Origin of the sequence: Nocardioides sp., from assembly GCF_041913365.1 — a bacterium.
GTDB lineage: Bacteria > Actinomycetota > Actinomycetes > Propionibacteriales > Nocardioidaceae > Nocardioides.
In genome coordinates, this window is the sequence record NZ_JAYSFM010000001.1 from 781,263 (window position 1) to 803,850 (window position 22,588).

Annotated in this window: 20 protein-coding genes, 2 tRNA genes and 1 pseudogene; 13 read left to right on the forward strand and 10 right to left on the reverse strand. The window is 73.4% G+C overall.

The window, feature by feature from the left end; translation table 11 throughout:
- Positions 1 to 22: 22 nt before the first annotated feature.
- Positions 23 to 1,321, forward strand: a pseudogene (gene mptB, locus ACE3QY_RS03910) (polyprenol phosphomannose-dependent alpha 1,6 mannosyltransferase MptB); the annotation flags it as partial.
- On the opposite strand, the gene ACE3QY_RS03915 reads toward mptB, so the two are convergent.
- From ACE3QY_RS03915 to ACE3QY_RS03925, 3 genes are read right to left on the reverse strand one after another with little or no spacing between them, the layout of a single operon-like run.
- Positions 1,315 to 2,496, reverse strand: coding sequence for a glycosyltransferase (locus ACE3QY_RS03915; RefSeq protein ID WP_374454690.1), 1,182 nt, complete (start codon positions 2,494 to 2,496; stop codon positions 1,315 to 1,317). The pseudogene mptB and the gene ACE3QY_RS03915 overlap by 7 nt on opposite strands.
- A gap of 51 nt (positions 2,497 to 2,547) precedes the next feature.
- Complete coding sequence (gene fahA / locus ACE3QY_RS03920) at positions 2,548 to 3,759, reverse strand: fumarylacetoacetase (protein ID WP_374454691.1); 1,212 nt, start codon at positions 3,757 to 3,759, stop codon at positions 2,548 to 2,550.
- Positions 3,756 to 4,583, reverse strand: a complete 828-nt coding sequence (locus ACE3QY_RS03925) for a hypothetical protein (protein WP_374454692.1) — start codon at positions 4,581 to 4,583, stop codon at positions 3,756 to 3,758. Before ACE3QY_RS03925 ends, fahA begins: the two co-directional genes overlap by 4 nt.
- A 65-nt stretch (positions 4,584 to 4,648) precedes the next feature.
- Here ACE3QY_RS03925 and ACE3QY_RS03930 point away from each other — a divergent pair, with 65 nt between their 5' ends.
- Positions 4,649 to 5,869 (forward strand): homogentisate 1,2-dioxygenase, encoded by a 1,221-nt coding sequence (locus tag ACE3QY_RS03930; RefSeq protein ID WP_374454693.1) that lies wholly within the window; start codon positions 4,649 to 4,651, stop codon positions 5,867 to 5,869.
- 94 nt (positions 5,870 to 5,963) lie between these two features.
- Entirely contained in the window at positions 5,964 to 7,115 is a 1,152-nt protein-coding gene (locus ACE3QY_RS03935) for a DUF1963 domain-containing protein (protein ID WP_374454694.1), read from the forward strand.
- Positions 7,116 to 7,130: 15 nt separating this feature from the next.
- On the opposite strand, the gene ACE3QY_RS03940 is transcribed toward ACE3QY_RS03935, so the two are convergent.
- From ACE3QY_RS03940 to nemA, 3 genes are all read right to left on the reverse strand, one after another.
- On the reverse strand, positions 7,131 to 9,047 hold the full coding sequence (locus ACE3QY_RS03940; protein ID WP_374454695.1) for an ABC transporter ATP-binding protein: 1,917 nt from the start codon (positions 9,045 to 9,047) through the stop codon (positions 7,131 to 7,133).
- On the reverse strand, positions 9,044 to 10,933 hold the full coding sequence (locus ACE3QY_RS03945; RefSeq protein ID WP_374454696.1) for an ABC transporter transmembrane domain-containing protein: 1,890 nt from the start codon (positions 10,931 to 10,933) through the stop codon (positions 9,044 to 9,046). The genes ACE3QY_RS03940 and ACE3QY_RS03945 overlap by 4 nt, the downstream gene beginning before the upstream one ends.
- A gap of 61 nt (positions 10,934 to 10,994) precedes the next feature.
- A complete protein-coding gene (gene nemA, locus ACE3QY_RS03950) occupies positions 10,995 to 12,089 on the reverse strand; it encodes an N-ethylmaleimide reductase (RefSeq protein WP_374454697.1) in 1,095 nt (364 codons plus the stop codon).
- A gap of 77 nt (positions 12,090 to 12,166) precedes the next feature.
- On the opposite strand from nemA, the gene ACE3QY_RS03955 reads away from it, so the two are divergent.
- Together ACE3QY_RS03955 and ACE3QY_RS03960 are read left to right on the forward strand one after the other, a co-directional pair.
- Positions 12,167 to 14,557 carry an FdhF/YdeP family oxidoreductase gene (locus ACE3QY_RS03955; RefSeq protein ID WP_374454698.1) on the forward strand — a complete coding sequence of 797 codons (2,391 nt, stop codon included), beginning with the start codon at positions 12,167 to 12,169 and terminating at the stop codon, positions 14,555 to 14,557.
- Between the two features lie 83 nt (positions 14,558 to 14,640).
- Positions 14,641 to 15,555 (forward strand): pirin family protein, encoded by a 915-nt coding sequence (locus tag ACE3QY_RS03960; protein ID WP_374454699.1) that lies wholly within the window; start codon positions 14,641 to 14,643, stop codon positions 15,553 to 15,555.
- Here ACE3QY_RS03960 and ACE3QY_RS03965 read toward each other — a convergent pair.
- Genes ACE3QY_RS03965 through ACE3QY_RS03975 form a run of 3 tightly spaced genes read right to left on the reverse strand, consistent with a single transcriptional unit; the run spans position 15,539 to position 16,874 of the window.
- Entirely contained in the window at positions 15,539 to 15,760 is a 222-nt protein-coding gene (locus ACE3QY_RS03965) for a hypothetical protein (protein ID WP_374454700.1), read from the reverse strand. The genes ACE3QY_RS03960 and ACE3QY_RS03965 overlap by 17 nt on opposite strands.
- Entirely contained in the window at positions 15,757 to 15,984 is a 228-nt protein-coding gene (locus ACE3QY_RS03970; RefSeq protein ID WP_374454701.1) for a hypothetical protein, read from the reverse strand. The genes ACE3QY_RS03965 and ACE3QY_RS03970 overlap by 4 nt, the downstream gene beginning before the upstream one ends.
- A gap of 53 nt (positions 15,985 to 16,037) precedes the next feature.
- On the reverse strand, positions 16,038 to 16,874 hold the full coding sequence (locus ACE3QY_RS03975) for a hypothetical protein (RefSeq protein WP_374454702.1): 837 nt from the start codon (positions 16,872 to 16,874) through the stop codon (positions 16,038 to 16,040).
- Between the two features lie 128 nt (positions 16,875 to 17,002).
- On the opposite strand from ACE3QY_RS03975, the gene ACE3QY_RS03980 reads away from it, so the two are divergent.
- From ACE3QY_RS03980 to ACE3QY_RS04015, 8 genes are all read left to right on the forward strand, one after another.
- The gene (locus ACE3QY_RS03980) at positions 17,003 to 17,587 is read left to right on the forward strand and encodes a DNA-3-methyladenine glycosylase I (RefSeq protein ID WP_374454703.1); all 585 of its coding nucleotides are present in this window, start codon (positions 17,003 to 17,005) and stop codon (positions 17,585 to 17,587) included.
- Between the two features lie 145 nt (positions 17,588 to 17,732).
- On the forward strand, positions 17,733 to 19,139 hold the full coding sequence (locus ACE3QY_RS03985) for an amidase (protein ID WP_374454704.1): 1,407 nt from the start codon (positions 17,733 to 17,735) through the stop codon (positions 19,137 to 19,139).
- A 71-nt stretch (positions 19,140 to 19,210) separates the two neighbouring features.
- A tRNA-Thr gene (locus ACE3QY_RS03990) sits at positions 19,211 to 19,283 on the forward strand.
- Positions 19,284 to 19,320: 37 nt separating this feature from the next.
- Positions 19,321 to 19,397 (forward strand) — tRNA-Met (locus ACE3QY_RS03995).
- A 39-nt stretch (positions 19,398 to 19,436) separates the two neighbouring features.
- Positions 19,437 to 19,607: a 50S ribosomal protein L33 gene (gene rpmG, locus ACE3QY_RS04000; protein WP_135837170.1), complete on the forward strand. Its 171-nt coding sequence runs from the start codon at positions 19,437 to 19,439 to the stop codon at positions 19,605 to 19,607.
- Between the two features lie 74 nt (positions 19,608 to 19,681).
- On the forward strand, positions 19,682 to 20,089 hold the full coding sequence (locus ACE3QY_RS04005) for a MaoC family dehydratase N-terminal domain-containing protein (protein ID WP_374454705.1): 408 nt from the start codon (positions 19,682 to 19,684) through the stop codon (positions 20,087 to 20,089).
- On the forward strand, positions 20,086 to 20,487 hold the full coding sequence (locus ACE3QY_RS04010; RefSeq protein WP_374454706.1) for a MaoC/PaaZ C-terminal domain-containing protein: 402 nt from the start codon (positions 20,086 to 20,088) through the stop codon (positions 20,485 to 20,487). Before ACE3QY_RS04005 ends, ACE3QY_RS04010 begins: the two co-directional genes overlap by 4 nt.
- Positions 20,480 to 21,532 (forward strand): UDP-N-acetylmuramate dehydrogenase, encoded by a 1,053-nt coding sequence (locus ACE3QY_RS04015; protein ID WP_374454707.1) that lies wholly within the window; start codon positions 20,480 to 20,482, stop codon positions 21,530 to 21,532. The genes ACE3QY_RS04010 and ACE3QY_RS04015 overlap by 8 nt, the downstream gene beginning before the upstream one ends.
- A 2-nt stretch (positions 21,533 to 21,534) precedes the next feature.
- On the opposite strand, the gene ACE3QY_RS04020 is transcribed toward ACE3QY_RS04015, so the two are convergent.
- Positions 21,535 to 22,575, reverse strand: a complete 1,041-nt coding sequence (locus ACE3QY_RS04020; protein ID WP_374454708.1) for an adenosine deaminase — start codon at positions 22,573 to 22,575, stop codon at positions 21,535 to 21,537.
- Positions 22,576 to 22,588: the final 13 nt, after the last annotated feature.

Genomic DNA, 22,588 nt, shown 5'->3' on the forward strand with positions numbered 1-22,588 from the left:
CGTCCTGCTCGGTGGACTGGTCATGGCGGCCATCCCGCCGAGCGCCACCGTCGCGGAGGTCGACGTCCTCCAGGTGGTGCGCGGCTCGGCCGTCGGCCGGATGGCCGGGCTCGTCGTGGTGCTGGTCGGGCTCGGCATGCTCGCCTCGGCCTGGCTGCACCTCAGCCAGGCGTGCGCCCGCGCCGACGGGCCGGAGCAGCCGGCGCTGCTCACCCGCGTGCGCGCCGCCACCGTGACGTGGACCCTCCCGCTGCTGCTCGCACCGCCGCTCTTCTCCCGCGACGGCTGGTCGTACGCCGCCCAGGGCACGCTCGCCCACCGCGGGATCTCGCCCTACGAGCACGGCCCCTGGAGCCTGGTCGGGCCCCGGTCGGTCCCCGGCCCGATCGTCGAGGGCGTGGACGCCCGCTGGATGGCCACGCCGGCGCCGTACGGGCCGGTCCCCCTGATCGGCGGCGACCTCGCGGCCGGCCTCACCTCCGACCCCTGGCTGCTGGTCGTGGCGCACCGGATGGTCGCGCTGGTCGGCCTGGTCCTGCTGGCGTGGGCCGTGCCGCGGCTGGCCCGATGGTGCGGCGCCAACCCGGCCCTGGCGTCGTGCCTGGTGCTCGCCTCGCCGCTGATGGTCTCCAACGGCGTCGCCGGCCTCCACAACGACCTGCTCATGGTCGGACTGATGGCGGCCGCGCTGGTCCTCGCGCGCGAGCACGGCTGGGTCGCCGGTGCCGTCCTCGGCGGCCTCGCCGCCGGCGTGAAGCTCCCCGGCGGCCTGGCCTGCGTCGCCGTCGTGCTGGTGACGCTCCCCGCCGCCGCGTCCCTCGCGGCGCGCGCACGCCACACGGTCCGGGTGGCTGCCGTGGCGCTGGCCGCGCTGGTCCTGCCCGGCGTCGTCTGGGGGCTCGGCATCGGCTGGCTCGGCGCCCTGGCGGTGCCCGGCACCGTCAACACCCCGCTGTCGCTGCCCACCCTCGTCGGTGGGTGGCTCGACCTGGTCGCCCAGGCCGCCGGGGCCGGCACGCCGGACGAGACCTTCCTCGGCCTGGTCCGGCTGCTCGCCCAGGTCGGCATCGTCGGGGTCGTCGGCTGGGTGCTGGTCCGGCTGCCCACAGGTGACGCGCGGCAGTCCGTCCGGGCGCTCGCGCTGGTCATGGCCGCGACGGTCGCGCTCAGCCCGGTGGTGCACCTCTGGTACTTCCTCTGGGTGGTCCCGTTCGTCGCCGTCCAGCGGCTCGGCCGCGGTGCGACGGCGGCGCTCGTCGCCGTGTCGCTGGTCTCGGGGCTGGTGGCGCCGATGGACTCGTCGCTGCACGGCGCCTACCTGGCGATCGTGATCGGCTCGCTGGTCGTGGCCGCGGCGGCCGTGCTGCTGCTGATCACCCGCCGCGCGCGCGAGCGGCTGGCGGGCATCGCCACCGACGAGTGGACCGCGAGCATCGACGCCACGGTCGTCGACCAGGGGTAGCGCTCGGCACGTCGGCGCGCGGCGGCCCGGCGGGCGGCGACGGGACGCGCGGTCGCCGCCAGCACGGCATCGGCGAGTGCGACCGGGTCCGGGTCGGCCCACGCGCCGGAGCCTGCGTCGACCAGCTCACGCGCCCCGCCGCGGTCCGCGGTCACGACCGGGGTGCCGGACGCCAGGGCCTCGAGGACGGCCAGGCCGAAGGTCTCGCTCGGGCACACGCTGAGCGCGACGTCGGCGTGCGCGAGCGCCCGGCTGAGGCGGGCGGGCGAGTCGACGTACCCACGGAACCGCACCGGGGCGTCGCCGGCGATGTCGACCAGCTCGTCGCGGTGCGGGCCCACGCCGTACACGTCCAGGCGGATGGGTACGCCGCGTCGGTGCAGCTCGACGGCGGTGGCCACCGCGAGGTGAGGGCTCTTCTCGCGCGAGAGCCGTCCGGCATGCACCAGCCGGAGCTCCTCGACCGGGCCGCGCGCGTGCGGGCGGAACGTGTCGAGGTCGACGCCGAGGGGCACCCGCACGACGGGGCAGTCGGCCGCGTCGGCCGCCTCCTGGAACTCCTCGCGCGCGTACTCCGAGGTGACGACCACCGCGTCGACGCTGCGCACGAGCAGCCGGTTGAGCAGGCCGATGGAGACCTTGCTGGTGGCGTCGAAGCCGGTGCGGAGGGCGAGCATGTCGCCGAGCCGCTCGTGCGAGAGCAGCACGGAGCCGACGCCGCTGCGCCGTGCCCAGCGGGCCACGGGCAGCAGGGTGAGCTTGTCGCTCAGCTCGATGGAGGTCGGCTCCCACTGCTCGAGGACCTCGGTGACCCGCCACGGCTCGACGATGAGCCGGTAGCCGCCGCCGACGCGCGGTGCGCGCAGCTGGACGACGTCACCGAGCGGGGTCGACGTGCGTGCGTCCTCCGGGCCGGGCACGACGAGGAGGCGGCGGCAGCCCGCCTCCACGTAGCCCGCGCCCAGGGCGCGCAGCGCGGTGCGCATGCCCCCCGACGCGGGTCCGACGAAGTTGGCCAGCTGGGCGATGCGCATGGGCGCACGGTCGCGCAGCGAGGTGAACGGAGCCCGACGACTCGTCGGCCGTCAGTGGGCCGGGAGGATGCGCCCGGCGACCTCGCCGAGGGAGATCCGCCCGCCGCCGGTCCCCGGTGCGGTGTAGCGCAGCACGACCTCGTCGCCGTCCTCGAGGTACGTGCGTTCGCGGCCGCCGGCCGTGAACGGCTCCTTGCCGCCCCAGCTCAGCTCCAGCAGCGAGCCGCGCTGGTCGCGCTCGGGGCCGGAGATCGTGCCGGACGCCCAGAGGTCGCCGGTGCGCAGGCTCGCGCCGTTGACGGTGGTGTGCGCGAGCATCTGGGCCGGCGACCAGTACATCTCCCGGTAGGGCGGGCGTGCCACGACCTCGCCGTCGAGGACCACCTCGACCTCGATGTCGAGACCCGCGGGCCCGTCGACCCGGAGGTAGTCGAGCGGCTCGGGGTCCTGTCCCGGCAGGTCGGTCCACGCGGCGTCCAGCGCGGCCATCGGGGTCACCCACGCGCTGATCGACGTCGCGAAGGACTTGCCCAGGAACGGGCCGAGCGGGACGTACTCCCACGCCTGGATGTCGCGCGCGGACCAGTCGTTGAGGCCGACGACACCGAAGGTGTGCCGCGCGAAGTCGCCGGTGGCGACCCGCTCGCCCATCGCCGAGGGGACGCCGACGACGAAGCCGAGCTCGGCCTCGATGTCGAGCCGCTGCGACGGCCCGTAGGTCGGCGACTCGGCCGTCGCCGCCTTCCGCTGGCCGCTGGGGCGCACCACGTCGGTGCCCGAGACCACGACGGTGCCGGAGCGGCCGTGGTAGCCGACGGGGAGGTGCTTCCAGTTGGGCAGCAGCGGCTCCTGGTCGGGCCGGAAGATCCGACCGACGTTGGAGGCGTGGTGCTCGGAGGCGTAGAAGTCGACGTAGTCGCCGACGGTGAACGGCATCAGCATCCGCACCGAGTCGACCGGCGAGAGCGCCGGCTCGACGAGGTCGCGCTCGGTCTCGTCGGTGAGCAGCCCGGTGATCCAGGCGCGCGTCGACTCCCAGACGGCGGGTCCCGCGGCCATGAACGGGTTCAGCGTCGGCTGGTCGTAGAGCGCGTGGGTGTCGACCATGTCGGCGGCCGCCACGATGCTCAGGTCGAGCACCTGGTCGCCGATGCGCACGGCCACCCGGGGGTGCTCCCCGGAGCGCGCGAACACGCCGTAGGGGAGGTGGTCGACGTCGAAGCCGGAGCCCGCGGCTCCCTCGACCCAGGTCGTCGCAGTCATGGTTTCTCCACCAATCCGAGTGAGATGAGGTCGTCGAGCGGCTCGGTCACCGAGCACGAGCCGAACGAGGTGAACCACCGGCGGGCAGCGGCCACGTCGACGGCGGTCAGGGCGGAGCCCTCGCGCTGCTCCAGCACCTCCGCGGCCTCGTCGGTCGTGCCGCCGTCCCACAGGGTCGCGGTCGCGGCCAGCACGTTGAGGAAGCCGTGGGCGCCGCCGCCCTCGGGTTCGTGGCGTACGGCGCGGTGCAGACCCGCCGTCGCCTTGAAGCGGACCTCCCGGTCGAGCGCCGCGTCGACCCAGGCGGCGACGGTCGCGGAGTCGGGGATGAGGTCGTGGTCGACGTGCCCGAGCCGGAGCTTGAGCCGGTGGTCGCAGGCGGCGACCTCGTCGGCAGCGGCCAGCCACTGGGCCGTCGCCGGGCCGGGGACCTCGACGAACACCGGCGCCTCGAGCTCGGCGGCGCGGACCGCGGCGTCGATGCGGCGCACGTTGCCGACCGGGTCGTCGGCGTCGCGCACCGCGACCTCGAGGCCGGCGAGGGTCAGGCCCTTGCGAGCGGCCAGCGACGCCACACCCTCGACGGCACCGGCCCCGGAGGTGAGCACGACCGAGACCGGCACCCCGGCGGGCACGGACCCGAGGTCGGTGTCGCGGGCCACGAACGACCCGACCAGTCCGGCCCACCACTCGGCGTCGCGGGCCTCGTACGCCGTCAGCGCGTCGGGGAGGTCGGCGTTGCCCGGCGGGAAGATCGCCGCGTCGTCGACCAGCCCCTGCCACGCGGCCGGGAAGGGATCGGGGGGTGGAGGTGTGGGGGACACGCGACTACTCTAGCCACCAGATAGCGGACGTCAGCGTCCGATGATCGGACGAATGGAGCGGACCGATGGCCCACTACCGAGCACTCGGCCGGCTGCCCCGGCAGCGCCACACGCAGCTGCGCGACGACGAGGGCCGGCTGCTGCGCGAGGAGCTGATGGGGGAGGAGGGCTTCTCCTCCGACTCGTCCCTGCTCTACCACCGCGGCGTGCCCAGCGCGATCACCGACAGCCAGGTCTGGGAGCTGCCCGACCAGTCGCGCACGCCCAACCACCCGCTCAAGCCGCGCCACCTCAAGCTCCACGACCTCGAGACGGGGAGCTGCCCGGTCGAGGGTCGCCGGATGGTGCTGGGCAACAACGACGTCCGGATCGGCTACGTCGTCACCGGCACCGACCCCTCGCCGCTCTACCGCAACGCGATCGGTGACGAGTGCGTCTACGTCGAGTCCGGCAGCGGCGTCGTCGAGACGGTCTTCGGCACCATCGCCTACCGGCCCGGCGACTACGTGATCGTGCCGCGCGCCACCGACCACCGCTGGGTGCCGGCCGAGCCGTCGCGGCTCTACGCGATCGAGGCCAACTCCCACATCCACCCGCCCAAGCGCTACCTCTCTCGCTTCGGCCAGTTCCTCGAGCACGCGCCCTACTGCGAGCGCGACCTCGTCGGTCCGGCCGAGACGCTCCAGGTCGAGGGCGCCGACGTCGAGGTGCTGGTCAAGCACCGCACCAGCGCGGGCATCGTCGGCACCCGGCTGACGTACGCCACGCACCCCTTCGACGTGGTCGGCTGGGACGGCTGCCTCTACCCCTACACGTTCAACATCGAGGACTTCATGCCGATCACCGGCAAGGTCCACCAGCCGCCGCCGGTGCACCAGGTCTTCGAGGGCTGGAACTTCGTGATCTGCAACTTCCTGCCCCGCAAGGTCGACTACCACGACCTCGCGATCCCGGTGCCCTACTACCACTCCAACGTCGACTCCGACGAGGTGATGTTCTACGTAGGCGGCGACTACGAGGCCCGCAAGGGATCGGGCATCAACCTCGGCTCGATCAGCCTGCACCCCGGCGGCCACGCGCACGGTCCGCAGCCCAGCGCGATCGAGGCCAGCCTCGGCGTGCAGTACTTCGACGAGTCGGCCGTCATGGTCGACACCTTCGCCCCGCTCGAGCTCGGCGAGGGCGGCCTCGCCGTGGAGGACCCGGCCTACGCCTGGACCTGGGCCGGCCGCGGACCGGACAGCACCGGCGACGACGGCGGACCCGCGGTCTTCAGCAACAGCTGAGGACCGGCAGCGAGCGGATCTGTCCGGTCGTTACGCTCGCGCCATGCGACGGGGGCGACGTGACGCGGGCGGCGACGGACAGTACAGCGAGCTGATGGCTCGCCACGCTGCCCTCCAGGCGCTGCTGCAGCGCCGGCAGACCGAGCACCTGGAGGCCTCGTCCCGGCAGCAGCCCCTGCCTGGCGGCAGCTACGGTGCGAGCACCGCCGGTGTGCGTCTGGCACCTGACGGGTCACTCGACGCCGTGCTCGAGCTGAGGCACCCGGATGGGCGCGTCGAGCAGGTGCGGTTCGCCGCCGCGCCGGGCGAGGAGCCAGCGGAGGTCCCGCCGTGGCGCCCGCCGGCCTCCGCGCCGCCGAGCCCGACCGCGACGGGCCGGGAAGCCGAGTGCGAGGTCGACCTGCGAGCGCTCGCCGAGGCACACCTCCCGAGCACGGCGGCCGCCGAGTTCCTCCGGTGGCTGCGGCCCGCGCTCCGGCTGCGCGCCGCGGCCGACGGCGAGGCAGTGGTCGCCCAGCTCGGCGGACTGCCCGCGCTCCCGCTCAACAGCTGGCCGGTCTGGGAGGGCGTGGGACCTCTCTCCCATGTGCTCACCGTGGACCTCGCGACGGCTGCGCCCCTGCTCCCGGAGCTGGCGCTGCCGGACGTCGGCTCCCTCGCGTTCTTCTACTATGACGGGCGCTACCTCGATGACGTCATGACGACGGTGGGCACCTGGGACGCCGCCACCCGCCACGGCGCGCGGGTGGTGCACCTGCGACCCGACCTGAGCACCCGCGAGCAGGTCACCGACCTGCTGACGCCAGCCCCTCCTGGACTCCGGCCCTATCCGACGGTGCCGCTCACGGGCGAGAGGATCCTCACCTGGCCGTCCTTCGAGCTGCCGTGGGTCGCCGACGCGTGGCGACGCCACGGTGTTGCTCGGGAGGACCTCGACAGCCTGAGGGACGCGCTCGGCGCCTCGCCGTGGAACGGCTTCGACACGCACCAGCTCGGTGGGCACCCCACTCCGCAGCAGGGGCCGGTCGAGTACGAGGTCGAGCAGGTCCGCCGGGCCGTCGACGGGGAGCCCTTCGACTGGGGCGATCCGGCGGTGGTGGACGCCCTGCCCCGGTGGCGGTCGCTGCTCCAGCTCGCGTCCGACGAGCGCGCCGAGATGATGTGGGGCGACGTCGGTCAGCTCCACTGGCTGGTCCGCGACGACGCCCCGCCGCAGGAGGCGTCGTTCACCTGGCAGTGCGGCTGACCGGCTCGAGCCGCCTCAGGACGTCCAGGCGCGCCAGAGCGCGGCGTACTCCCCGTCGAGCTCGAGCAGCTCGTGATGGCTGCCGAGCTCGACGATGCCGCCGTCGATGACCACCGCGATGCGGTCGGCGTCGTGGGCGGTGTGCAGCCGGTGGGCGATCGCCACGACGGTGCGGCCCTCGAGCAGGTTGTTCATCGACCCCTCGAGGGTGCGCGCCGTGCGGGGGTCGATCAGCGACGTCGCCTCGTCGAGCACGAGGGTGTGCGGGTCGGCGATGATCAGCCGGGCGAGCGCGACCTGCTGGGCCTGGGCCGGTGTCAGGGCGAAGCGCCCGGACCCGATGACCGTGTCGAGCCCCTGGGGCAGCCGCTCGACCCATGCCAGCGAGCCGACCGCCAGGAGGGCCGCGCGCACGGCGTCGTCGTCGGAGTCCTCGCGGGCCAGCACGATGTTGTCGCGCACCGACCCGATGAAGACGTGGTGCTCCTGGGTGACCAGCGCGACCTCGGTGCGCAGCACCTCCAGCGGCAGGTCGACCAGGTCGACGCCGCCGACCCGGGCGGTGCCGGTGCGCGGCCGGTTGATGCCCGACAGCAGCCGGCCGAGGGTGGACTTGCCCGACCCGCTGGGGCCCACGATGGCCAGCCGCTCGCCCACGCCGAGGCGCAGGTCGACGCCGTGCAGCACGTCGTGCCCCTCGCGGTAGGCGAACCGGAGGTCCTCGCCCACCAGGTCGACACCGTCCGGCAGCCGGTCGCCCGCCTCGCGGTCGGGACGCACCTCGGCGATGCCGAGCAGGCGGCTCGTCGACGCGGCGCCGACCTGGAGGCGGTCGACCTCGCCGATGAGCCGGTCCAGAGGATCCCCCAGTGCCTCGACGTAGAGCACCGCGGCGGTGATCTGGCCGAGGTCGACCCACCCGCGCGTGTAGGCGTAGGCGCCGACGAGCAGGGTGACGACCCGCGGCGTCTGGAACGCGAAGTTGAGCGCCATGAAGAGGATGTTGCGCAGCGTCATGCCGTAGCGCTCGGCCTGCGCGGACACCTCGATGTCGTCGTCGCCCGCGCGCACCCGCGCCCCGGACAGGCCCAGCGCCTCGACGGTGCGGGCGCCCTCGACGGTCTCGGTGAGGGTCGTGTTGATCCGTGAGTACGTCGCTCCCTCGGTGATGTAGCCCTTGGGCGCGCGGCGGAGGTAGCTGCGCACGGCCCACGACGACGTGGCGAACGTGAGGAGCGCCGGGACCGCGAGGACGACGGAGTTGAGCAGCATCGCGCCGATCGACAGCACCACGGTCAGCAGCGAGATGATCGCCATGGGCAGGCCGTACTGGACGGACCGGCTCATCGTGCCGACGTCGCGGGTCACGCGGGTGACCAGGTCGCCGGTGCTCGCGCTCTCCACGGCTCCGAGCGGCAGCCGGAGGATGGTGCGCACGATGTACTCGCGCGCGGTCGACAGCAGGTCCTGCCCGAACAGCGTCGACGTGCGCTGGGCGACGAAGGTGAAGGCCGCCTGCAGCAGCACGACGCCGACGATCACGAGCGCGAGCCGGTCGAGGGACCGGCCGGTGCCGTCGACCGTGGTGTTGACCAGCTCGCCCAGCAGGCGGGGCACCACCAGCGCGGTCGCGGCGGCGAGGGCGTTGAGCACCACCAGCGCGGTGAACCTGCCACGGCGGCTGGCGAGCAGGTCGCGGAAGAACGCGAGCACCGCGCGGTTGCCGGAGACGGGCCACCCGCGCTCCGGGTTGCGGGAGGCGTCGTACACCGCCTCCGCCCGCTGCCGGCGCAGGTCGTGGCGCGCCCAGAGCGCGGCGTTGCGCTCCAGCGGCGTCGCGTCGGCCGGCGGGTGGAGCTCGGCGGGGATCACCGGCGGGTCGAGCGTCCGGTCGCGCCAGGTCTGCGACGAGGTCGCCAGCAGGTCGGTCATCGCGACACCCCCTCGACCTCGTCGTCGAGCGACCGGGCCACCACGCCGCGGTAGGTGTCGTTGTCCCTGAGGAGGTCGGCATGCTCGCCGTCGGCGACGACGCGGCCGTCCTGGAGCAGCACGACGCGGTCGGCGTGGTGCAGCCAGAGCGGCGACACGGTGCAGACGACCGTCGTTCGCCCGCGACGCAGCCCGCTGACCCGCTCGGCGATCCGGGCCTCGGTGTGGGCGTCGACCGCCGACGTCGGCTCGACCAGGACCAGGACCGGGGCGTCGACGGCCAGCGCGCGGGCCAGCACGACGCGCTGCCGCTGCCCGCCGGAGAGCCCGCGGCCGCGCTCGTCGAGCTGGCCCTGCCAGCCCTCCGGCAGCGCGTCGTAGACGTCCTCGGCGTTGGCGACCCGCAGGGCCTCCTCCGCCTGCTCGCGGGTCAGCCGGCCGTGCGGGTCGATGGCGTCCTGGAGGGTGCCGGCGAAGAGGCCGCTGCCCGTGTCGCTGACCAGCACCTGGCGGCGTACGTCGACGAGGCTGGCGGCGGACAGGTCCACGCCTCCCAGCCGGACGCCCCACGCGCGGGTGGCGGCCTCCTCGTCGCGGGCGGCGATGCGGGCGCGGCGTCGCTCCCGGTCGGCGCGGGCACGGCGGGCGGTGCGGCCCTTGAGCCCTGCGCCGTCGTCCTCGCCCACCGGGTCGGTGTCGGGCGGCAGATAGCGGCCCAGCCGGTCGGCCAGTGCGGCGCTCTGCTCGGGCACGGCGCTGACGACCACGGTCAGCAGGCCGGCGCGGGCGTGGAACCCGCTCAGGTCGTCGACGAGGTCGGCGGAGCCGTCGAGCGGCTGGGGGACCTCCGGGTCGCGCCACGGGGGACGCTGCTCGAAGATCGCGATCGCCTTGCGCGCGCTCACGAGGGCGCGCGTCGACTTCTGGGCGAGCTCGAAGAAGGTGCGGATCGGGCCGACCATGAACAGGCCGTAGCCCAGGAAGCTGACCAGCTGCCCGACGCTGATGTCGCCGGCGCTCACCTGCCGGGTGCCGAGCCACACCAGGCTGACGAGGAAGACGCCGGAGAAGAGCACGCCGACCGCCTCGACCGCGGCCTGCCAGACCCCCGAGGAGACTCCGGCCTGCCGGGCGGACTGCGACTGCGCGGCGTAGTTGCGGCCGAAGGTGTCCTCGCCGCCGATGCCGCGCAGGATGCGCAGCCCGGCGACGATGTCGGTGGCCATCGAGGTCAGCTCGGAGTTGCGGCTGCGCTCGACCTCCTGGCGGCGGTGCAGCGGCCGCAGCAGGGGAAGCGCGGCGCCGAGCAGGACGGGCGCGGCCACCAGCACCAGCAGGCCGAGCTGCCACGACATCGACAGGACGATCGCCGCGACCGTCAGGTAGGACACGAGCTGCGCGGCCGCGCGGGCGATGATCTCGGTCAGCGCGCCGAACTCGTCGGAGTCGCTGGACGAGACGCTGAGCACCTCGCCGGTCGGGGACCGCCGCGGCAGCACGTGCCCCATCTGGGCGACCTTGCGGGTCACCATCTGGGTCGTGCCGTAGAGGCCGATGAGCCAGGTGCGCACGACCAGCGTGTGGAAGACGACGCCGAAGACGCCGCCCACGCAGACCACCGCGAGCATCACGCCAGCCCACCGCAGCAGGTCGCTCTCCGAGCCGCCGAGGATGCCGTCGTCGACGGCCCGGCCGAAGATGTAGGGACCGAAGGTCAGGGGCATCAGCCACAGCAGGCACGACAGCGCCGACAGCGTGATGACCTGCCACTGCTGCCGGAGCATCCACCGGAGGAACGCCGCGGGCGACCGGGTGTCGGGATCCGGCGAGGGTGCGTCGTCTGAACCGGAGAAGAACGTCGCGATCCGGGGTGGGAAGTCCTGCATGACGAGGACGAGCCTAGGCGTCCGCCCCGCACCGGCACGAGGCAATTACGACGGGCTCGGCTCAGGCGGCGCCGTACGCCGGGTAGTCGGTGTAGCCCGCCTCGGAGCCGCCGTAGAAGGTGTCCGGCTGCGGGACGTTGAGCGGCAGGCCCTCCGCGAGGCGGCGCGGGAGGTCGGGGTTGGCGATGAACGACCGGCCGAAGGCCGCAGCGTCGACGAGCCCCGCGCGCAGCAGCCGCTCCGCCTTGTCGAGGTCGTAGTTGCCGGCCCCCACGATGGGCCCGGGGTGCGCCTCGCGCAGCGCACGGCGGTAGTCCTCGTCCAGCACCGGGCCGCCGGCCCAGTCGGGCTCGGAGAGGTGGAGGAACGCCAGCCCGCGCGCGCCGAGCTCACGGGCGACGTGCAGCCCGGCCGCCGCGCCCTCGGGGTCGGTGGTGCCGTTGAACGAGCCGATCGGCGAGATCCGCACCGCCACACGGTCGGCGGACCAGGCGTCGATGACGGCGTCGGTGACCTCGAGCACCAGGCGGGCGCGGTTGGCCAGCGATCCGCCGTACTCGTCCGTGCGCTGGTTGCTGTCGGCCGCCAGGAACTGGTGCAGCAGGTAGCCGTGGGCGCCGTGGATCTCGACCAGGTCGAAGCCGGCCTCGCGGGCGTTCACGGTGGCGCGGCGGAAGTCCTCGAGCAGGCGGGGGATCTCGGCGAGCTCGAGGGCACGCGGCGTGGGGCAGGCGACCCGCGTGGGGCGGCCGTCGTCGCCACGCACGGTGGTGCGGTTGCGGTAGGGGAGGGCGCTCGCCGACACCGGCAGCGCGCCGTCGTGGAAGGACTCGTGCGAGACCCGGCCGACGTGCCACAGCTGGGCCGCGATCAGCCCGCCCGCCTCGTGCACCGCGTCGGTGATCGTGCGCCAGCCGGCGACCTGCTCGGCGCTGTGGATGCCCGGGGTGTCCATGTAGCCCTTGCCCTCCGGGCTGACCTGGGTGCCCTCGGAGATCAGCAGCCCCGCACCCGCCCGCTGCACGTAGTAGTCGCGCATCAGCTCGTTGGGCACGTCGCCGGGGACGGTGGCCCGCATCCGGGTCAACGGGGCCATCAGGACGCGGTTGTCGGTGCGGACCGCACCGAGGGTCAGGGGCTCGAAGAGTGAAGGCACGAGAGGCACCAACCTGCCCGGACCCGCCCACTATTCCGGGTGGTTGTGCGCGTCACACTCTGCGGCAGTATGAGGACGTGAGCCGTTTGACGAAGAAGCTGACCGACCGGCTGCGCGGTGTGCCGGAGCTCGACATCGACGAGGCCGACGTCGAGGTCGAGTCGACGGCCCACGCGGCCGCCGGTGCCACGGCCGTCGGAGTCGCGATGCGGCGCGCCGTCGGCCAGATGGGCGTACGTCGCGCTGCCTCGACCCTGACGAGGCTCAACCAGGTCGACGGCTTCGACTGCCAGGGCTGCGCCTGGCCGGACCCGGCCGCCGGGCACCGGCACGTGGCGGAGTTCTGCGAGAACGGCGCCAAGGCCGTCGCCGAGGAGGCGACCCGGCAGCTCCTCGACCGCGAGTTCTTCGCGACCCACTCCGTGGCGGACCTCTCCGGCCGCACCGAGTACTGGCTCGGCAAGCAGGGCCGCCTCACCGAGCCGATGGTCCTGCGACCGGGTGCCACCCACTACACCCCGATCTCGTGGGACGACGCGTTCGCGACGATCGCCGGTCACCTGCGGGGCCTCGACCATCCCGACCAGGCCACCTTCTACACCTCGGGCAAGACCTCCAACGAGGCCGCGTTCGTCTACCAGCTCTTCGCCCGCAGCCTCGGCACCAACAACCTGCCCGACTGCTCGAACATGTGCCACGAGTCCTCCGGCTCGGCGCTCGTGGACACGATCGGCATCGGCAAGGGCTCGGTCAGCCTCGAGGACATCCACCAGGCCAAGCTGCTCCTGGTCGTCGGGCAGAACCCCGGCACCAACCACCCCCGCATGCTCTCGGCGCTCGAGGAGGCGAAGTCCCGCGGCGCGAAGATCATCGCGATCAACCCGCTCCAGGAGGCGGGGCTGGTCCGCTTCAAGAACCCGCAGAAGGCCAAGGGCCTCACGGTCGGCACGGCGCTGGCCGACCTCCACCTGCCCATCCGGCTCAACGGCGACCTCGCGTTCTTCCAGGCGGTCGGTGCCCTGCTGGTCGAGTGGGACGCGCTCGACCACGACTTCCTCGACCGGTACACGACCGGCCTCGACGCGTACGTCGCCCACGTGGCCGACCTCGACTGGGGCAAGGTCGAGGCGTCGACCGGCCTCACCCGCGAGCAGATCACCGAGGCGGCCCGGATGATCGCCGAGTCGCCGGCCACGGTCACCTGCTGGGCGATGGGCATCACCCAGCACCACAACGCGGTCGGCACCATCAAGGAGATCGTCAACGTGGCCCTGCTCCAGGGCAACATCGGCAAGCCGGGTGCCGGCGTGTGCCCGGTGCGCGGCCACTCCAACGTCCAGGGCGACCGCACCATGGGCATCTGGGAGCGCGTGCCCGACCACTTCCTCGACGCGGTGCGCGACGAGTTCGGCTTCGAGCCGCCGCGCGAGCACGGTCTCGACACCGTCGGCTCCATCCAGGCGCTGCGCGACGGCAAGATCCGCGTGTTCTTCGCGATGGGCGGCAACTTCGTGGGCGCCGCCCCAGACACGGAGGCGACGGAGGCGGCGATGCGCAACGCCGCGCTCACGGTGCACGTGTCCACCAAGCTCAACCGCTCGCACGTCGTGCACGGAGGTGAGGCGTTGATCCTCCCCCCGCTCGGCCGCAGCGAGAAGGACCTCACCGGCGGCCGGGTGCAGCGGGTGACCGTCGAGGACTCGATGTCGGCCGTGCACGCCTCCCACGGCCCCCTCGACCCGCCCTCGGAGCACCTGCGCTCGGAGGTCGACATCATCTGCTCCCTCGCCCTGGCCACGCTGGACGACTCCCCGGTCCCGTGGGCAGCCTTCCGCGACGACTACAGCGAGATCCGCCGCCGGATCTCGCGCGTCGTCCCCGGCTGCGCGTCGTACGAGGAGAAGGTCGACGAGCCCGGAGGCTTCGTGCTGCCGCACCCGCCGCGCGACAACCGCGTCTTCGAGACGCCGAGCGGCCGTGCGGTCCTCACCGCGACCCCGCTCGACGTGCTCGACGTGCCGCCGGGACGCTTCCTGCTGCAGACGATGCGGTCGCACGACCAGTTCAACACCACGATCTACGGCCTCGACGACCGCTACCGCGGGGTCTCGGGCGGACGTCGTGTCGTCTTCGTCAACCCCGACGACCTCCGCGACCTCGGCTTCGCGGAGGGGGACGTGGTCGACCTGGTCAGCGAGTGGCGCGACGGCGTGGAGCGCACCGCCCCGTCCTTCCGCGTTGTTCCCTACGACCAACCTCGGGGGTGCGTGGCCGCCTACTACCCCGAGGCCAACGCCCTCGTCCCCCTCGGATCGACGGCCGACAAGAGCAACACGCCGGTCTACAAGTCGGTCGTGGTGCGCCTCGACCGCCAGGACCAGGGCGGTGCGACCGACCGCGGCTCGCGGGGATCGTCGGACCAGTCCACGGGCTCCCACCGGGACGACGCCCCCCACCACCTGAGCTGACCGCGACCCGGTCCTGCGACCAAAGTCGCGGGTCTTCGCGACTCCACCCCACGGATTGCCGGAGCCGGGTACCGTGGCGGGCGATGACCGCGATCGACGTGCTCACCTCGCGCGAGGTCCCGCTGGGCGGTCCCCGGGCCATGCGCGTACGACGCACGCTCCCGCAACGCCACCGGTCCCTGATCGGCGCGTGGTGCTTCGTCGACCACTACGGTCCCGACGAGGTCGACCACACCGGCGGCATGGTCGTCGCGCCCCACCCGCACACCGGTCTGCAGACCGCGAGCTGGCTCTTCGAGGGCGAGATCGAGCACCGCGACTCCGCGGGCAACCACGCCCTCGTGAGGCCCGGCGAGCTCAACCTGATGACCGCCGGTCACGGCATCAGCCACTCCGAGGTGTCCACGCCCGGGACCTCCGTGCTGCACGGCGCCCAGCTCTGGATCGCCCTCCCGGAGGAGACCCGCGACGTCGAGCCGGGCTTCGAGCACTTCGTGCCGCAGCCCGTGCGCGGTCCGGGCTGGGAGGCCCGGGTGTTCCTCGGCGAGCTGCTCGGCGCGTCCTCGCCCGTGCCCACCCACACGCCGCTCGTCGGCGCCGAGCTGATGCTGGCGACCGGCAAGACCCTCGAGATCGAGGTCGACGCGTCCTTCGAGCACGGCCTGATGCTCGACGTCGGCGTGATCGACGTGGAGGGCACCGAGATCAAGCCGAGCGACCTCGCCTACGTCCCGCCCGGGAGCGCCACCCTCACCGTGACCGCCCACGAGGAGGCCCGGCTGCTGGTGCTGGGCGGGCCGCCGTTCGGCGAGCCCATCGTCATGTGGTGGAACTTCATCGGCCGCACCCACGAGGAGATCGTCGGCTTCCGCGAGGAGTGGCAGCGCCAGATCGTCGACGGCCGCCAGGTCGACGGCCGCTTCGGGGTGGTCGACATCGACATGGACGCCATCCCGGCGCCCGAGATGCCCAACGTCCGGCTCAAGCTCCGGCACTGACGGGGCCGTGCCCGGCCGCGGCCAGCTCGGACTCGGCGAGCGCCAGCAGCTGGCCGACCGGGAGGTCACGTCGACCCGCGAGCACGTCCCTGTGCGGTCCCTCGCCGGCGACGTGGTCCTCGAGGGTGATGGTGCCGTCCACCCGCAGCAGCGGCACCCGGACCAGCCGCGCGACGAGGTGGATCGTGATCCGCACCGGGATCACGACCCCCCGAGCGTGATGTCGGAGTCGTCCCACGCGCGCCGGGCCGCACCGGCGACCGTGGACGGCGAGGTGTCGGGTGCGTCGGCCAGCTGCTTGCGCAGCTGGCCCGCGAATGAGCGGCCGGCAGTGGTGAGCTGCTCGTAGCGCTCCTTGCCGGCCCGGCTTCCCGCCAGGTAGCCGAGGCCGAAGACCAGGCTGCGGCCGATCGTCTTGGTGCCGAGCATCAGGGCTCCCTTCGTCGGTGGTTTCGTCAGTGGTGTCTCGGTGGTGGTCTCGGTCAGGCCGAGGCGCGCGAGCGCCCGCGACGGATGGCCGTCACCAGCTCTTTCTTGAGCTGGCTGCCGTTCACGTCGATGCCCATGTCCCGGGCGAGGTCGAGCAGGTCGGCCTTGTGCATCGCCTCGAGGTCGAGCGGGTCCTCGTCGGCGGTGCCGGCGAGGCTGCGCCCCTGCTCCGAGACCGCCCGGGTGCGGCGCTCGGCCTCGCCCACGCGCTCGTCGGCCTCGCGCGCCAGCTCGTCGGCCCGCTCCCGGGCCTGCTCGGCCGCCTCCCGCGCCGCCCGCGCGGCCTCGTCCGCCATCCGGCGGGCCTCGGCCATCTGCTCCCGGGCGTGCGCGACCGCCTCCTCGGCCTCGGCGCGTGCCTTCTCGGCCCGCCCCTCGGCCTCGGCCGCGCGCTCCTCGGCTCGCTCCTGGGCCTCCGCGACGTCGGCGTCGGCGTTCTCCCGGGCCCGTTGCCGCTTGGCGGCGACGTAGTCGTCGGCCTCCTTCTGGGCCTCGGCGACCACCTGCTCGACACGCTCGTCGGTGTCCTCGCGGGTGCGGCGTACGTCGTCGGCGCCGCGGTCGCGGACCGCCTGCGCCTCCTCGGACGCCTCCCGCGCCCGGACCGCCTTCTCGGCGGCCCGGGCCTCGAGCTCCTTCGCGCGCTCGATGGCGCTGTCGGCCTGGTGCAGGCGTGACTCGATCCCGTCGGCGAACGGCGCCGCGTCGGCGACGTTGGTCCCCACCTGGCGTGCGGGCTCGGTGACCGCACGTTCGAGGACGCGGCCGACGGCGTGCGGCAACCGCGTTGCATGCTGTGCCAGCCACGAGCTGGGCTTGATCGTGGACATCGGGGCTCCCTCCCCAGTGGGTCCGCGTGACGCGGCTCACACTTCGACGTTACGTAGTGACGCCGCAGGTTGCGCCACCCCGACGGGGGAGTGCTCGGGAGCCCGCGACGTGGGCGAGGATGTCGGGCATGAGCGGTCCGGTCGTGGGTCCCGACGGCGTCGCCCGCTGCCCGTGGGGCGCCGGCGACCCGGTGAACCTCGCCTACCACGACACCGAGTGGGGGATGCGCGTCTCGGGTGAGGCGGCACACCTCGAGCGGCTGACGCTGGAGGCCTTCCAGTCCGGGCTGTCGTGGCTGACGATCCTCAACAAGCGCCCGGCCTTCCGGGCTGCCTTCGCGGACTTCGACGCCGACGTGGTGGCCGCCTACGGGCCGTCCGACGTCGAGCGGCTGATGGCCGACGCCGGCATCGTGCGCAACCGGCGCAAGGTCGAGGCGGCCATCGCCAACGCCCGCGCCACGGTCGCGCTGCGCGACGGGGGCGGCCTCGAGGCCTTCCTCTGGTCCTTCCGCCCCGAGCCCGGACCGGCGCCCGTCACGACCGCCGACGTGCCCACCACCTCGCCCGAGTCGGTCGCGATGTCCAAGGCGCTCAAGAAGGCCGGGTTCGCCCACGTCGGACCGACCACGATGTACGCGCTCATGGAGGCCGTCGGCCTCGTCGACGACCACCTCGAGGGGTGCCACCGCCGCGGCTGCGCCGACCTGTGACCCGGACGTCATACGGACGGGGCAGGCGTCTGCCCGATCCGCATGACGTCCCGGTCAGGTGGGCCACGCTGCCCCGCGACCTGCGTCGACCTCCACCGAATTCACCCCTGCCGCAGCGCCCGGGCAGTCCGTAGGCTGCCCGTCCATGACGCGCGTGCACGCCTTCTCCGCCGACGACGCCCTGACGGACCTCGACGCGACGGGACTCGTCGAGGCGCTGCGCTCCGGCGCCGTGTCGGTGCCCGAGGTGGTCGAGGCGGCGATCGCCCGCACCGAGCAGGTCGACGCCGCGCTCGGCGCCGTGGCGTACGCCGCCTACGACCGCGCGCGTGGTGAGGCCCGCCATCCGCGGGGTGGCTGGTTCGCCGGGGTGCCGACGTTCGTCAAGGACAACGTCGACGTCGCCGGGATGCCCACCCGGCACGGGGCCGACGCCTTCACCGCCGCTCCCCAGAAGGCCGACGGCGACTTCGCCCGGATGTACCTCGCGACCGGCCTGATCCCGCTGGGCAAGACCCAGCTCTCCGAGTTCGGCTTCTCCGGTGCGGCCGACCACGTGCGCCTCGGCCCGGTGCGGTCGCCGTGGAACCCCGACCACTACGCCGGCGCCTCGTCCGCCGGCTCGGCCGCGCTGGTGGCCGCCGGCGCGGTGCCGATCGCGCACGCCAACGACGGCGGCGGATCGATCCGGATCCCGGCCGCGGTCAACGGCCTGGTCGGGCTCAAGCCGACGCGCGGACGGCTGGCCCAGGACCGGATGATGCGGGACATGCCGGTGCGGATCGTCTCCGACGGCGTGCTCACGCGCAGCGTGCGCGACACCGCCGCGTTCTACCGCGAGGCCGAGAAGGTCTGGCGCAACCCGCTCCTCGCGCCGGTGGGGGACATCACCCGGCCCAGCCGGGCGCGGCTGCGGATCGCGGTCGTCACCCAGGGCATCGGGCGCGAGTGCAGCCCCGAGGTCCACGAGCTGACGCTGAAGACCGCGGCGCTCCTCGAGTCGCTCGGCCACCACGTCGAGGAGATCGACAACCCGGTGCCGGCCAGCTTCCCCGACCACTTCGTGCGGTTCTGGTCGATGCTCGCCCTGGTCATCGTGCGGCGCGGCAAGAAGGACTTCGGCCCGTCGTGGGACGCGACGAAACTCGACAACCTCACCCTCGGCCTCGCGAAGCACGCCGCCCGCAACCTGCACAAGCAGCCGCTGTCGATCGCGGTCCTGCGCGGCTCGCAGAAGCTGGCCGCCCGCCACCGCGCCCAGTACGACGTCACGCTGACGCCGACGCTCGCCACCGAGACCCCCCTCGTCGGGCACCTGCGACCCGACCAGGACTACGACGAGATCATGGGCCGGCTGATGGACTGGGTGGCCTTCACCCCGCTCCAGAACGCGACCGGTGAGCCGGCCGTCTCGCTGCCCCTCGCGACCACCGCTGCGGGCCTGCCGCAGGGCATGATGCTGGGCGCCGGACCGGGGCGCGAGGCCCGGCTCCTGGGACTGGCCTACGAGCTCGAGGAAGCCGTCGGCTGGCCCCGGATCCAGGAGCTCTGAAGGACCCCCTGCAGGGCGGGTCGGAGCCGATTTCTCATCGTGGCGGGGCGTGTGTATCGTTCTCCGTCGTTGCCCCTTTAGCTCAGTCGGCAGAGCGTCTCCATGGTAAGGAGAAGGTCTACGGTTCGATTCCGTAAAGGGGCTCTGGGTCGGACCTCCTCCGGGGGCGTCCGTCCTCCGCGGCGGGGTAGCTCAGGTGGTTAGAGCACACGGCTCATAATCGTGGTGTCGCGGGTTCGAGTCCCGCCCCCGCTACCACCAAGTCTCCGCACCACCCGCAAACCCAAGGATCTCCTCATGGCCAGCAAGAGCTCTGACGTTCGCCCCAAGATCACGCTCGCGTGCACGGAGTGCAAGGAGCGCAACTACATCACCAAGAAGAACCGTCGCAACGATCCCGACCGGATCGAGCTGAAGAAGTTCTGCCCGCGCTGCCGCACGCACACCGCGCACCGCGAGACCCGCTGACGCTCTTCTCCATCACGCCCGACCCGTCCGAGTCCTCGGACGGGTCGTCGTGCTTTTCCGGCTAGGGTCGTGACATGCCCGTCGACCCCTCCCTGGTGGGGCGTGAGTTCCCCGCCCCGGCACCGCTGACCGTCACGCCCGAGCGCGTCGGCGCCTTCGCCGCCGCCGTCGGTCACCCCGGCGACCCCCTCGAGTCGGTCCCGCCGACGTTCCCGATCGTGCTCGCCTTCGACGCGATGCAGGCGTTCCTCGACGCCGAGCAGATCGACCTGCACCGGATCGTGCACGGCGAGCAGCGCTTCGCCTACGTCCGCCCGCTGGCCGTCGGCGACGAGCTGAGCGCCACGCTCACCGTCACCGGGCTGCGGCAGATCGGTGCCGCCGACATCATCGCCACGAGCAGCGAGATCACCGACGCCTCCGGCGCCGTGGTCTGCACGGGCAAGGCGACCCTCGTCCACTCCGCGGGAGGTGCTGCATGACCACCACGTTGCAGGGCGGAGACGTCCTCGAGCCCCGGACCTTCACCGTCACCCGCGCCGACCTCGTGGCCTACGCCGACGCCAGCGGCGACCAGAACCCGATCCACCAGGACGAGGAGGTCGCCCGCAGCGTCGGCCTCCCCGGTGTGATCGCGCACGGCATGTACACCCTCGCCCTGGTCGGCCGCGCCGTCGCGGAGTGGACCGACGGCGCCGAGGTCGTCGACCTCGGGGCGAAGTTCACCAGTCCCGTCGTCGTACCTGCCGAGGGTGGTGCGGAGGTCGTCGTCGGTGGCACCGTGAAGTCCGTCGTCGACGGCCTCGTGACGCTCGTGCTCGAGGTGACCTGCGAGGGGCAGAAGGTCCTGGGCATGCCGAAGGCGGTCGTGCGTGGCTGAGCTGCTCAGCCGGCACACCTCGCTGCGTCTCGGCGGTGCCGCCCGGCAGTGGGTCCGCGCCACCACGGAGGACGAGCTCGTCGCGGCCGTCGACGGGGCCGACCGGGCCGGCGAGCCGGTGCTGGTCCTGGGCGGCGGCTCCAACCTCGTCGTCGCCGACGAGGGCTTCGCGGGCACGGTCGTCGAGGTGGCCACCCGGGGGATCTCCGCCGACGTGGACCGCTCGGGTGACCCGTCGTGCTCCGGGGCGACCGTCACGGTCGCCGCGGGGGAGTCGTGGGACGTCTTCGTCGCAGAGGCCGTCGAGCGCGGCTGGATCGGGGTCGAGGCGCTGTCCGGCATCCCCGGCTCGGTCGGGGCGACCCCGATCCAGAACGTCGGCGCCTACGGCCAGGACGTCTCCCAGACCCTCGCCCGGGTCCGGGTGTGGGACCGGGTCCTGCACGGCGTACGCACCTTCGCCGCGGCCGAGTGCCAGTTCGGCTACCGCACCAGCCGCTTCAAGGCCGACCCCGGCCGCCACGTCGTCCTCGACGTCACCTTCCAGCTCCGCCAGGGCGTCCTCGGGGCGCCGATCGCGTACGCCGAGCTGGCCCGCACGCTCGGCGTCGCGGAGGGTGGGCGCGCCCCGCTGGCCGACGTCCGCGAGGCGGTCCTCGGGCTGCGTCGCGGCAAGGGCATGGTCCTCGACGCGGACGACCACGACACCTGGTCGGCCGGCTCGTTCTTCACCAACCCGTTCCTCACCCCCGAGCAGGCGGACGCGCTGCCCGACGACGCGCCCCGGTGGACGCAGCCCGACGGCACCGTGAAGTCGAGCGCGGCCTGGCTGATCGAGCACTCCGGCTTCGGGAAGGGCTACACCAGCGCCGCGGCGGGGGAGCGGGTCGCCCTGTCCACCAAGCACACGCTCGCGCTCACCAACCGCGGCGGTGCGACGACCGAGGAGCTGCTGACGCTCGCCCGGGAGATCCGAGACGGCGTCGAGGCGGCGTACGGCGTCCGGCTGGTCAACGAGCCGGTCACCGTCGGCTGCACCCTCTGAGGTCAGCCTGCCAGCCAGGCGGCGATGTCGCGGCGGGCGGTGTCGAGCACCTCCGCCGGCGCCTGGGACGCCTCGAACGACATCGTCGCCAGCCGGGCGAGGGTGACGTCGTCGAGGTCGTGCGCGGCGCGCATCGTGGCGTACTGCCCGGCGAGGCGCGAGCCGAACAGCAGGGGGTCGTCGGCGCCCAGCGCGACCGTCGCGCCGGCGGCGAGCAGGTCGGGGAGCGGCACCGACGTGAGGTCGGAGTAGACGCCCAGCGCCACGTTGGACACCGGGCACACCTCGAGCGCTACCCCCGCCTGCACGATGCGGTCGAGCAGGTCGGGGTCCTCGGCGCTGCGGACGCCGTGACCGAGGCGTTGTGCGCCCAGCCGGTCGAGGCAGGTGCGGATGTGGTCGGGGCCGAGCAGCTCGCCTCCGTGCGGGACCAGCAGCAGCCCGGCCCGCTCGGCGATCCGGAAGGCGCCCTCGAACTCCTCCGTGCGCCCGCGGCGCTCGTCGTTGGACAGCCCGAACCCGACGACGCCCCGGCCGGCGTACTGGCCCGCGAGCCGCGCGAGCGTGCGGGCGTCGAGGGGGTGCCGGGTGCGGTTGGCCGCGATCACCACGGCCATGCCGAGCCCGGTGCGCTCCGAGGCGTCGCGCACGCAGTCCAGGACGAGGTCGGTGAACGCCGTGATGCCCCCGAAGCGAGCCGCGTAGCCGCTCGGGTCGACCTGGATCTCCAGCCACCGACCGCCGTCGCGCACGTCGTCCTCGGCGGCCTCGAGCACCAGGCGGCGTACGTCGTCGGGCGTGCGCAGCACCGAGCGCGCCACGTCGTAGAGCCGCTGGAAGCGGAACCAGCCCTTCTCGTCCGCCGCGCTGAGCCGCGGCGGCCAGTCCTCGACGAGCGAGTCGGGCAGCACGATGCCGTCGCGCTCGGCCAGCTCGAGCAGCGTGCCGTGCCGCATCGAACCGGTGAAGTGGAGGTGGAGGTGGGCCTTCGGCAGCTGCGACACCTCGCGCCGGTGGTCGCCGCCGACGGCCGGAGTCCCCATGCGGGCATCGTAG